Annotated in this window: 9 protein-coding genes and 4 pseudogenes; 2 read left to right on the top strand and 11 right to left on the bottom strand. The window is 52.0% G+C overall.

The features are described 5' to 3' along the window. Positions 1-25: 25 nt before the first annotated feature. Positions 26-376: a hypothetical protein gene (locus ACQ86O_RS18770; RefSeq protein WP_431222360.1), complete on the bottom strand. Its 351-nt coding sequence runs from the start codon at positions 374-376 to the stop codon at positions 26-28. 148 nt (positions 377-524) lie between these two features. Here ACQ86O_RS18770 and mpaA point away from each other — a divergent pair, with 148 nt between their 5' ends. Beyond that, complete coding sequence (gene mpaA, locus ACQ86O_RS18765) at positions 525-1,232, top strand: murein tripeptide amidase MpaA (protein ID WP_431222359.1); 708 nt, start codon at positions 525-527, stop codon at positions 1,230-1,232. Positions 1,233-1,254: 22 nt separating this feature from the next. On the opposite strand, the gene ycjG is transcribed toward mpaA, so the two are convergent. Beyond that, positions 1,255-2,220: an L-Ala-D/L-Glu epimerase gene (gene ycjG, locus ACQ86O_RS18760; RefSeq protein ID WP_431222358.1), complete on the bottom strand. Its 966-nt coding sequence runs from the start codon at positions 2,218-2,220 to the stop codon at positions 1,255-1,257. Positions 2,221-2,407: 187 nt separating this feature from the next. Between ycjG and tpx the strand changes: the two genes are divergently transcribed. Then, positions 2,408-2,911 (top strand): thiol peroxidase, encoded by a 504-nt coding sequence (tpx, locus tag ACQ86O_RS18755; protein ID WP_431222357.1) that lies wholly within the window; start codon positions 2,408-2,410, stop codon positions 2,909-2,911. A 67-nt stretch (positions 2,912-2,978) separates the two neighbouring features. Here the strand turns inward: tpx and tyrR are convergent. The 9 genes and pseudogenes from tyrR to pspA form a co-directional block, all read right to left on the bottom strand. Next, positions 2,979-4,549: pseudogene (tyrR, locus tag ACQ86O_RS18750) on the bottom strand (transcriptional regulator TyrR). A 411-nt stretch (positions 4,550-4,960) separates the two neighbouring features. After that, positions 4,961-6,244 carry an MFS transporter gene (locus ACQ86O_RS18745; protein ID WP_431222356.1) on the bottom strand — a complete coding sequence of 428 codons (1,284 nt, stop codon included), beginning with the start codon at positions 6,242-6,244 and terminating at the stop codon, positions 4,961-4,963. A gap of 239 nt (positions 6,245-6,483) precedes the next feature. Further along, positions 6,484-7,664, bottom strand: a pseudogene (locus ACQ86O_RS18740) (M20 aminoacylase family protein). Between the two features lie 330 nt (positions 7,665-7,994). Next, positions 7,995-9,035 (bottom strand): annotated as a pseudogene (locus ACQ86O_RS18735) (TIGR01620 family protein); the annotation flags it as partial. After that, positions 9,032-10,429 carry a YcjX family protein gene (locus ACQ86O_RS18730; protein ID WP_431222355.1) on the bottom strand — a complete coding sequence of 466 codons (1,398 nt, stop codon included), beginning with the start codon at positions 10,427-10,429 and terminating at the stop codon, positions 9,032-9,034. The pseudogene ACQ86O_RS18735 and the gene ACQ86O_RS18730, both read right to left, overlap by 4 nt. Further along, positions 10,410-10,676, bottom strand: coding sequence for a phage shock protein PspD (gene pspD, locus ACQ86O_RS18725; protein ID WP_431222354.1), 267 nt, complete (start codon positions 10,674-10,676; stop codon positions 10,410-10,412). Before pspD ends, ACQ86O_RS18730 begins: the two co-directional genes overlap by 20 nt. 92 nt (positions 10,677-10,768) lie before the next feature. Continuing rightward, entirely contained in the window at positions 10,769-11,116 is a 348-nt protein-coding gene (gene pspC, locus ACQ86O_RS18720) for an envelope stress response membrane protein PspC (protein ID WP_431225772.1), read from the bottom strand. A gap of 101 nt (positions 11,117-11,217) precedes the next feature. Then, positions 11,218-11,445, bottom strand: coding sequence for an envelope stress response membrane protein PspB (gene pspB / locus ACQ86O_RS18715; protein WP_431222353.1), 228 nt, complete (start codon positions 11,443-11,445; stop codon positions 11,218-11,220). Between the two features lie 58 nt (positions 11,446-11,503). After that, a pseudogene (gene pspA, locus ACQ86O_RS18710) lies at positions 11,504-12,168 on the bottom strand (phage shock protein PspA). Between the last annotated feature and the right edge of the window lie 39 nt (positions 12,169-12,207).

Here is a 12,207-nt window from a genome sequence, read left to right as displayed (position 1 = left end):
AGCGGGCCGATTCAATCAGAAAAGATCAATCGTAGAGGTGGATACTGTCGATCTGATAGCTGAATTCTTCGCCTTCTTCTTCGTCGAAGATAGTAAAGAAGCCTTTTTCTTCCAGAGGCTTGAGCTGAATATCGGTTTTTTGCAGTTGACGAGAGTCGATGTCGTCATAGCCATAATCCAGATAAAACAGCCCTTTCTGGTGATCAACATGCAGGGTAAACGGATAGTTGGATTCATCCCCACGCCCATCGTCGTTTTTCACCACGCCAAACCATTCACCCTGGCGGATCTGGTTTTCTGCATCCACGCCGCACAGTAACGTGATGGTGTCTTTTTCGTTTTCGCTGTAACGCGCAACTATTCTGGCAACTGGCATGTTAAATCCTCTTTATGGTTAACTTCTGGCGATAGTATAACAACAGGCGTCGTTTAATTCGCGCAAGACACTGGGAAAGTTCAGTTAAAGCGTAATACACTGAATCAAATAACAATCGCTACTTACCTTGCCATAAAGGGACAACAGCATGATCCAACACCGACCGCGCAGTGAGCGCGGCCAACTGGCCGTTGCAGGCGAAAACTACGGTAAATCGTTACTGGGTGCTCCGTTGCTCTACTTCCCGGCGGCCATCAACAGCCCGGAAACTGGATTGGTTATTGCCGGCACCCATGGAGATGAAAATGCTGCCGTAGTGACGCTGTCTTGTGCGTTGCGCAGCATTGCCCCCAACCAGTTGCGCCACCATGTGATCCTGGCGGTCAATCCCGATGGTTGCCAGCTTGGCTTGCGCTCCAATGCCAACGGCGTCGATCTGAACCGTAATTTCCCGGCGGCCAACTGGCGCTCTGGCGATACAGTTTATCGCTGGAACAGTGCCGCAGAAGCCCGTGATGTGCGGTTGTCTACCGGCGGCAGGCCTGGATCTGAACCAGAAACCCAAGCGCTCTGCCACCTGATCCATCGCCTGAAACCGCATTGGGTGGTTTCATTCCATGAACCCCTGTCCTGTATTGAGGATCCGGATAGCACCCGGTTAGGCGTTTGGCTGGCACACAAGTTTGCTCTGCCACTGGTAACCAGCGTGGGTTATGAAACCCCAGGCTCCTTCGGCAGTTGGTGTGCGGATTTATCTTTGCCGTGTATCACCGCCGAGTTCCCACCCATCTCTGCTGATACCGCCAGTGAAACCTACCTGGCAGCCATGATGGCATTGCTGACCTACTCTGATTAACGCCACAAGCCAACGTGCGGTGCTAAAGCTCGATAGCGCCGCACTCAAAAGCGAGACCGGGTTCCACATCTTTTGCCAGCCAGGTTGGGCCATCAAGATCAACAAAGCGGGCACCTGGCACCAAAGGCAGCGCTGCGGCAATGGCTCGGGAAGTACATAGCATGCAACCGAGCATGATATCGAAGCCCAGAGCACGAGCCTGAACGGCCAGTCTCAATCCCTCCGTCAGTCCACCGGTTTTATCCAGCTTGATATTAACCATCTGATAACGACCCATCAATTGCGCCAGATCGTCACGGGTGTGGCAGCTTTCATCAGCACAAATCGGCAACGGATGGATAAAATGCTCTAGCGCGCTATCTTCGGCGGCTGGCAAAGGCTGTTCCAGCATGGCGATGCCTAAATCTGCCAGTAACTGGCAACGTGCCGCCAACCCTTCTCCTTGCCAGGATTCATTGGCGTCGACGATTAACGTCATCTGCGGCACCGCTGCACGGATCGCCACCAGTCTTTCGCTGATCAAATGGTTGTCGAGTTTGATTTTCAGTAAAGTCGCGCCCTGCTGTTCCAGTTCTCTGGCTGCAAATGCCATCGCTTCGGGCGTGCCGATACTGACGGTTTGCGCCATCACCACACGCTGCGGCGCGACAGCGCCGCTTAGCTGCCACAGATCTTGCCCGGTCAGGCTGCATTCCAGATCCCATAAAGCCGAATCGACCGCATTGCGCGCGGCCCCCGCAGGCATCAGTTGCAATAAATCCTGCCGGCTAGCCCCTTGAGTTATCGCTTGCGATACCCCGGCAAGCTGCTCCATCACCGAGGTTTCACTCTCGCCATAATGTGGATAAGGCGTACATTCGCCAACACCGCGTTTGCCCTGTTGTTCGATTTCCACCACCACCACTTTAGCTTGTGTACGGCTACCGCGAGCAATCACAAAGGCGGTATGCAGCGGCCAGGCTTCAGGGTAAAAACGCATGCTTCTCATAACGGCTCCTGAATGAAAAAAGCGCATAAAGTCAGTTCACTGCGCAAGGGTATCTCAATATATACAGTAATTTAGCAAACTTTATATATCCAAGTTGCCGTTGTTGACTTAAACTGGGTCAAGGGTGTAAACCTAGTGTTAATCAGGTTTAAATCTTTGTATAAACTTCGTTGAAAGGAACCGAGCAATGACTCAGACCGTACATTTTCAAGGCAACCCTGTCACTGTAGCAGGCAAATTGCCCCAGCAGGGCGAGCAGGCAAAAAGCTTTACTCTGGTTGCCAAAGACCTGTCAGACGTCGCACTGAGCAGCTTCGTGGGTAAACGCAAAGTCCTGAATATTTTCCCCAGTATTGATACCGGCGTATGTGCCGCATCTGTGCGCAAATTCAACCAGTTGGCAAGCGGCCTGGATAACACGGTTGTGCTGTGTATCTCTTCCGACCTGCCATTCGCCCAGTCTCGCTTCTGCGGTGCAGAAGGCCTGAGCAACGTGGTAACGCTGTCAACCCTGCGCGGTGGCGAGTTCAAGCAAGCTTATGGCGTAGAGATCGCCGAAGGCCCGCTGGCGGGTCTGACAGCCCGTGCGGTGGTCGTTCTTGATGGCCAGGACAAGGTGCTGTATAGCGAGTTGGTGAACGAAATCACCACCGAACCAGACTACGACGCTGCGCTAGCCGCCTTGAAATAAGTCTTTGGATGTTAAAAAGCCCGGTTTTTACAACCGGGCTTTTTTATGCCTGCGAGGTAAAGAATGCTTACTCTTCACCTTCTTCTGAAGATTTACGGTTACTCAACCCGTATTCACGCAGCTTGTTAGCAATCGCCGTATGGGAAACCCCCAGACGTTTAGCCAGTTTGCGGGTACTTGGATAGGTGCGGTAAAGACGGGTCAGCACCGAGCGTTCAAAACGCTTACTGATGTCATCCAGCGAACCTTCCATCACCTCATCCCCCAACGAAATTTCCACCTCAAAATCAGGCAGAACAATATCTTGTGGGCGCAACTCGTAGCCATCGGTTTGGGTCAGCGCACGGTAGATGGCATTTTTCAGTTGGCGCACATTACCCGGCCAACCATATTTGCTGAGGAAACTGTTAAGATCGCTCGCCAACTTTGGCCTTGCCACACCTTGTTCATCGGCAAAGCGAGCCACAAACAGTTCGGTCAGCGGCATGATATCCTGCGGGCGTTCCCGCAATGGCGGGATCGTGATGGTCAACACGTTCAGACGGTAATAGAGATCTTCGCGGAATTCGCCACGCTGTACCAGCTCGGTCAGGTTTTTCTGAGTCGCACAAATCACCCGCACGTCCACATGCACCTCATGCTCTTCCCCAACCCGGCGGAATGTGCCGTCGTTGAGGAAACGCAGCAGCTTGGTTTGCATGCGTGGAGACATCTCACCAATTTCATCAAGCAATACCGAGCCGCCGTTGGCCTGCTCGAAGAAGCCTTTTTGCCTTCCAGCGCATTCGGGTAGGCGCCAGGCGCATGGCCGAACAGTTCACTCTCAACCACATCGTCCGGCAAAGCGGCACAGTTCAACGCCAGGAATGGCTGTTTACCGCGTGGGCTGCGCAGGTGGCAGGCTCGGGCCAGAATATCTTTGCCGGTACCGGTATCACCCACGATCAGCAGCGGCGCATCCAGCATCGCCAATTTGCGTGCCTGCTCCAGAACATGGCGCATTTTCGGGCTAACGGCGACAATATGACCAAACTCGGTGTCATCATTCACCGAAAGGTTCTGTAACTGGCGGCCCATACGCGCCGTGGATTTGAGCATGACCACGGCCCCCACGGCCGCATTCTGCTGCTGCTCGTTCTCCAGATAAATTGGCGTGATGTCCATCAGGAAATCTTGGCTGCGGATCACAACGCGCTCGGCATGCGGCGCGGCGTTCTCGCTCTCCAGCCAACGGCCAAAGTTATAGCCCCCAATCAGTTGGGCCACCGTTTGGTTGCGGATTTTGTCTTCGCTAAAATTGAACAGCGTCTGTGCTGCCGGGTTGGCCAACTCCACCTTGCCTTTCATATCGATGGAGAATACCGGCTCCGGCATTGACTCCAACAGCGCACGCAGTGCGCGATGCTCACGCTCGGAAGGCATAAAGCTGACGGTGCGTACATCGGTCACACCGCTGATCCGCCGGATTTCTGCCATCAGGGCGCGAAAGGTATCAAAATCCAGTTGGGAAAAATTCAGGTAAATACGGCCGATAGGATCTATTTCTATGCCACGCAAATCGATGCTGCGCGACACCAATAGATCGAGTAATTCTCGAGTGAGACCGAGACGGTCTTCGCAAAATACTTCCAAACGCATCAGTATTGGCCTTATCTCTGCAGGTGCGGGGATGACTGATGATGATACTCTCTCACCCCGGACGGAAGAAGCTATCTGTCAGTAAAAGTTGACAGAGCTCTGATTTATCACGGTCATTGGTGATTTTAAACGCAACCAAATAACACCATCGGCGTCATTTTAGCTTATTTTTAGTGAGTTATCATATCTATCGAGATATTCTTAGATAAATATAATGCTATTGCAGGAAGATCATCTTTCGTCAATTCGCGGTTACAAAGTATGATAGAAAGCAGGCTAACGGATCAACTCGCCCCAACCTTACTCCCGAAACAAAGCGGATCGCTGGCCTTGAGGGCCAGCATCACGACGGGAAGGAGGCGTTTACCCATTGAGCGGGGTTTCCTTCTTACCTGGAGTTGTAACGTTAGCTTAATTCAAAGGCCCCTTGCTGGTCTCTTTGATATACCTGAAGGCAAAAAGGGAAACGGCACAGCCTATAGCCACATACCATGCAGGAGCCGTCGCGTTGCCGGTTATCTGAATTAAATAAGTGGCTATCGACAACGAAAACCCGCCAAAGATACCCACGGCAACGCTGTAGACCAAAGATAACCCAGTGGTTCTTACCCGACGCGGGAATATCTCGGGGAGTATAGTGATCGAAGGGGATGCACCAATAATATTTACCGTGCTCAGGACCAGGATAACGGCAAATAACATCGGGACTGTAGGGAAGGCATTCAATAGATAAAACGCCGGATAAATTAACACTATTATCGCGATCCTCGCCCCTCCAATCAGGCGGATCCTGCCAATTTTATCCGACCACATGCCCGCGAGCGGGCCACCAACCAAGGTAATTAAACCTGCAATAGCACCAATCAGCATGCTGTAACTGGTATCCAGCTTTAAAATACCGATCGCGTAATTAGGAAGGTAAAACATGATAATCATATGGGGAATGGTGCCCCCCACGGTCAGTAAAATACCTGCCAAGGTTTCTTTATAATAGGTTGTCACCACCTCGAATAAAGGTACTTTGCTGATGCTGTTCGAATTCTCTTGCAAAGTATGGGTGGCCGTTTCTTCTAGTTTCAAACGAATATATAAACCGATAGGCGTAATAATGACACCAAACAGGAACGGAATACGCCATCCCCAATGTTCTAAACTTGTTGTTGGCATGGTGTTAACCAGAACCACCAACGTCATGGCAGCAAATACGTTGCCCGCTCCCTGGCTCGCAATCTGCCAGCCGCCGTAAAACCCGCGATTATGCGGTTTGGCGTATTCTACTAGCAAAGTCGTTGAAGCCCCCAACTCACCACCGGCAGAAAAACCCTGTATCAATCTGGCCAGGGTAATAATCATCGGCGCAGCAATGCCCAGGCTTTCATAAGAAGGAGTGATGCCAATAGTCATGGTACTGAGACCCATCAATGAAAAAGTCAGTGCCATGGCCGGTTTACGCCCTTTTTTATCCGCATAATGCCCAATCACCAGCGCCCCAATAGGCCTGACTAGATATCCCATGCCAAAAATCAGGAACGTCATGGTCATACTCACCAAGGGATCAGAAGCAGGGAAATAAGCCTTTGCAATGTAAGTTGCAAAAAATGCGTAGAGCACCAAATCAAAAAACTCTAATCCGTTTCCTAACGTTGTTGCCACAATAGCTTTTACTGGAGATCTTTTTTCCTTAACGATATCCATAACCCGTCCTTTTAAGAAGAAATGCTTGTATACCCTGTGGATTTCAAATTAGCCACTCAAGCGCATCCAGGCGCCGCGACATTAGTACAGCCAGGCGCCTGCAATTTGAAAGACGACGGGTATATTCGATGTTATTTATTCTGCTCAGACCCATTTATGGGTCTGGCCTTGTCAGCGTTTATTTGTTATTGGCTGAAATACTCCATCCCAAATGGACAGGATTAATCATCTGACACTGGTTACCTTAAAAAACCCTGGGCCAAGGCACACCAATAAGCAATCCCGCGCGTAATAATGGCATCATTAAAGTCGTATCCCGGATTATGTACCATACAGCTTTGCTCTCCGTTGCCGTTACCCAATAATAAGTAACTGCCCGAACACTTTTGCAGCATAAAGGCAAAGTCTTCACTGCCCATTAGCGGCTCTGGTATATCAATAACCCACTCGTGATGATTTTCGCCAAATAATGTTAGCGCCGTCTGTTTGGCAAATTGGGTCATTTCATGGTGGTTGACTAAAACGGGGTAAGAATGAACATAATCAATCGTTACTTTGGCATCAAATGCGCTGGCCTGAGCGGTGACGACCGTTCTGATACGCTCTTCCAGTAGCGCTCTTATTGCAGGATCCAGAGCGCGCACAGAGAGTTTTAATACCGCAGAATCAGCAATAACATTGTTGGCAATGCCCCCCTGAAATGACCCGACGGTTATCACTCCAGACTCTTGCGCACCCAGATTACGCGAAATAATCGTCTGTAATGCCATCACAATGCTGGAACCGACCACTACCGCATCCACGGTTCCTTTGGGTATCGCCCCATGCCCCCTTTGCCATGAATTGTGATCGTAACCGTGTCGCTGGATGCCATAAAGGCACCTTCACCGAACACAAACTGCCCCTCAGGGAACCCTGGCATATTGTGCATGGCAAAAATGGCATCGCAGGGAAATTGTTCGAATAATCCGTCGTCTATCATCTTCTGCGCACCCGCCAACCCTTCTTCGGCTGGTTGAAAAATCACATGCAAAGTGCCATTAAAGGATGCGTTTTCCGCAAGATAGTGGGCTGCCCCTAGTAACATGGCGGTGTGACCATCATGTCCGCAGGCGTGCATAACGCCCTCATGCACGCTGCTATATGGCAGGTGGGTATTTTCGACAATCGGCAGGGCATCCATATCCGCTCTGATGCCTAACGAACGGTTGCTGTCTCCCCTCTTCAACGTACCTACAACGCCTGTGATGCCAAGCCCTCGTGTGACCTGATAGCCCCACTCCTCAAGTTTGGTTGCAACCAGGCTCGCCGTTTGCTGCTCTTGGTAACCCAATTCCGGGTGCTGATGAATATGTCGACGGAGGATTTTGCTTTCATCGGCATACATTCTGAAGTTATCCAGGTTTAGCTTATCGAACATCGTATTCATTGCCTCCCGTCCATAGAATTGTAAAGTCATTAACCCATCAGCCCACTTGAAACCAACGGGATATGCCAGATATCAAAATCGAATATACCCTCTTCGTTGTTGGCGCAAGTATCATTTTTCGTGATCCCTTCCACACAAAATACTTTTAATTAACTTTTTATTAACAATATTGCAATGGGATCTTAGGCAGGATATTCAGTAAAGCGGTCATCAGAAAGTGAAGTGGCCCAGATTCAGACCGCTTGGCAGAACAACGATGCTGGCAGGCAGCAACTGCGCCACCAGGGCGCAGCGTGAAGTGCTATTTGGCTTTGCTTTCGCTTTTTTCATGGTGTCTTTCAACTGGCCGATTAGCTGACCACGGAAATCCCCTAATTTCGGCTTATCGCCGTCCAGCCACGGCAGCGGGCGGCACAGTTCCATGGCTTTGATACCCAAACGTGCGGTCAGCAGGCCTGCCCCAATCCCCTGAGCAGCTCGAGCAGACAGCCGCGCAGCAATATCCTGCGACATCCAATCCATGCCCACTTCCCGCACCAACTCGGAGGCCCCGGCAAAGGCAATATTCAGCAACACCAATTTGAACAGACGGATACGGCTGAAATATCCCAACTCAATACCATACAGGGCCGCAATACGGTTAATCAGGCGAATATTACGCCAGGCGATGAACGCCATATCCACCAGGGCCAGCGGGCTGACGGCGATCATCAACGTCGACTCGGCCGCAGAGCGGCTGATTTCACGGCGCGCCTGGTTGTCCAGCACTGGCTGCACTAATTTGGCATACAGAGCGACTACTTCACGATCATTCTGGGTTTCATGTAATGACGCTTGCCAGCGCTGTAAGGCAGGATGGCCTTGATCCAACCCGGCCTGGCGTGCCAGCTTTTCACAAAACTCCCGCCCCTTGCCCAACCCATGGCTACGTATTAATTCACGGGCTTCATCGCGCTCCTGCGCACGTTGGCGCAGACGATATAAACGCCGCCATTCTCCCACCACCGAGCCGATACCCGCGAAAACAATCAACCCACCAGCCACTCCGCCGCCCAGCGCGATCCAATCCTGTTGCACCCAGGAGGTATGTACCCACTGGATCCCTTGCGCCACTACGCTGACGCCAAAAAGTACCAGCCCGACGTTGACCATTTTGCGCCACAGACTGCGTTTGGGTTTCAGGGCAGCGTTGATGATCCCTTCGGCGCGCCCCTCCTCTTCTTCCTGCTCCCGTTCAGGGGCTGCAGGATAAAACTTCTCGGCCTGCAATTCATCGAAGGTCAACCCACCCCGCAGCACCGGCTCTTGGGGCGGTTGCAACGGCTCTTCAAAGTCGATACGCGGTTTTAACGGCTCGCTCATCGTAATTTGTCTCCCAATAAAAACTCCATCACCGCATCCAGACGGATATGGGGTAACGGACTGTCAACGTTCATCAATCGCGGGCGGAATTGGTCAAAATGGAACCCTTGCTGCTGCCAGAATGCCGGGCCAGGCAAACGGGCTGGCACTTCCCCTGGGAATACGGTCAACGGTGTTCCATCGTCCAGGCGGTTACCTTTCAAAGCCGGGATACGTTGCCCCTGGTGATCGACAATCCCGCTCTCCGTTGCCTGTACCGAGGCCAACCCGACACAATCCATGCTGATGCCTTCAAATGCGGCATTTTGCCAGGCTTCCTGCACCAGTTGCTGTAACAGCGAAACCAGATTGGCATGCTGATCGGCGGTAATATGGTCCGCCTTGGTTGCTGCAAACATCAGTTTGTCGATGGTGGGCGAGAACAGCCGGCGGAACAGTGTCCGTTTGCCATAGTGGAAACTCTGCATCAGTTGCGTCAACGCCAGGCGCATATCATTGAATGCCTGTGGCCCACTGTTGAGCGGCTGCAGGCAATCTACCAGCACAATCTGGCGATCGAAGCGGACGAAATGCTCTTTATAAAAGGCTTTGACGATCGACTGGCAGTAATAATTGAAGCGGGCGTGCAGCATACCGATATTGCTGTGCTTGTCTGCCTGCGCGAGCCGGGATTCCCCAAGCGCATCCACATTCGGCCACGGGAAAAACTGCAGCGCAGGCGCGCCAGCCATATCACCAGGCAGCACAAAGCGCCCGGGCTGAATAAAGTGCAACCCTTCTGCCTTGCAGCGCAGCAGGTAATCGGTGTAAGCCTGGGCGATAGCGGCCAGTTTGTTTTCATCCGCTGGAGCCAGAGGATCGAGTTCTTTACACAAAGCCAGCCAAGGTGCTGCCCACTTGGCACGATCGCCCTGTAACAACCCGGCCATCTGACGTGACCAGGCCAGGTAATCCTGCTCCAGCATCGGAAGATCCAGCAACCATTCACCGGGATAATCGACAATCTCCAGATACAGCGTGGAGGTTTCTTTAAAATGTCGCAGCAGGGAATCATTGGAGCGGTAACGCAATGCCAGGCGGATTTCGCTGACGCCACGTGTTGGGGTTGGCCAGCTTGGCGGCGTACCATAAAGCTGCGCCAAGCCTTCATCGTAGGTGAAACGCTGGATCCCGAGATCGCGCTGTGGAATACGCTTCACGCCCAGCAGGCGCTCTTCCCGCACCGGCGAAAACAGCGGCATGCGCGCGCCGCTGTGGACATGAAGCAACTGATTAACGAAGGCGGTGATAAATGCCGTCTTACCGCTACGGCTCAGGCCGGTTACCGCCAGGCGCAAATGGCGATCCATCCCACGGTTGACCAGCGAAGTTAACTCATTTTGCAGTCGTTTCATTATTCTCCTTGGCATAACGCCCGAAAGCCTTGTTCAGCCCTTTGCGGAACAAGGGTTCCAGCAACAGTGCCAAGACAAGACGAAGCGGTTTGCGGCTGACGGTTTTCAGCAACCACGAAGTTGCCCCCGCCGGGCCATAACTCATTAACGCTATGATGATGACTTTAGACAATGTCTTCAACAATGCACCTGCTTTTGGTTTCAACGAAGCGGTTTTTGGGGCATTCAGCGCATAGGATTTAGTCATGATTGATGCCCTCTGGCAATAGAATGAGGAGGAAACGGCAGATGCAATACCTGACCTGCGCTATGCGCAGGCCGATGTATATTCAAAAGCGGTTACAGCTTGCGAAAACGGCTCTGTACGCCGAAGGTGTCGGACGTCACGTAGCGCTCAACCTGACGCAATTGCTGCTCTCCACTGCCCAGTTCGTACTCCAGTTGATCAAGTAACTGGCGCGGCGTGGGTTGGTGTTCATCCTGATAACGGCTGGCTGGGGCTTCGTCCAGCACGAAAACCAGCGCGATATAGGCAATAACCGTGAAGAAAAACAGCCCAAAGAACAACGACAGCACGGCAATCACCCGAATCAGACGCACCGGCACGTCAAAATAGTGGGCAAGCCCGGCACAAACGCCTTTCACCATGCCTTCTTCAGGAACGCGGTACAGCTTTTTATTGCCCAGCGTGTTGCCCTTATATGAACGGCATCTGCCACTGCTCCCGGCGCTGTAGTAAGAACGATCTTTATGATCGCCAAACTTTCCTCTGTCCTGGCTCTTTCTCATTACGACTGCCTCCAATTCGGATGTTCCGCATCAAGAATATCTTCCAGCGCCTTAATACGGTCACGCATACGGGTGGCTTCTTCTGCCAGTTGCGTCAGGCGCTGCATTTCATGATGGCTCAGTTGGATGCCGTTCTGTTGCCGATTGCTGTAATGCAGCCAAAGCCAAATCGGTGCGACAAACAACGCAAAGATTGTCAACGGGATGGCAAGTAATAGCGCACTCATTTTAATTCCTTCTTTTTTGGCCGTAGTTTGGCGGCCACGCTGGGTGGCCGCTTGAGCATTATTCCGGGCGGTTCATCTTGGCTTTCAGTGCCGCCAGTTGCTCGCTGATGGCATCATCTGCTTTCAGTTCGGCAAATTCCTGATCCAGGCTTTTTTCTTACCGATGCTCACGCTCTCCGCTTCGGCTTCCATGTGATCAATCCGGCGCTCGAACTGTTCAAAACGCGCCATGGCTTCATCCAGTTTACCGCTGTCCAGTTGGCGGCGCACATCCCGAGATGAAGAGGCTGCCTGATGACGCAGGGTTAATGCCTGCTGGCGCGCGCGCGTTTCGGTCAGTTTGTTTTCCAGCTCGCCAATTTCACTCTTCATACGCGCCAGCGTTTCTTCTACCGTTGCCACTTCCTGGCTCAGCGTAGTGATTAAATCAGCCACTTTTTGCTTTTCAATCAAGGCTGCACGAGCCAGATCTTCTTTATCTTTACGCAGTGCCAGTTCGGCTTTGTCCTGCCAATCATTGATCTGGATTTCACCCTGTTCAATACGGCGTAGCAACTGCTTTTTCTCTGCCAGTGCACGCGCCGAGGTGGAGCGTACTTCTACCAGTGTGTCTTCCATTTCCTGGATCATCAAACGCACCAGCTTTTGCGGGTCTTCTGCTTTATCCAGCAGAGTGTTGATGTTGGCGTTCACGATGTCGGCAAAACGAGAAAAAATACCCATAATTCAATTCCTCTTGGTTCTGATGGCGTCTGAAGCGCC

This window comes from Serratia sp. L9 (assembly GCF_050632285.1).
GTDB lineage: Bacteria > Pseudomonadota > Gammaproteobacteria > Enterobacterales > Enterobacteriaceae > Chania.
The sequence above is the reverse complement of the archived record's forward strand: the minus strand, read 5'-3'. Positions and strand labels throughout refer to the sequence as shown.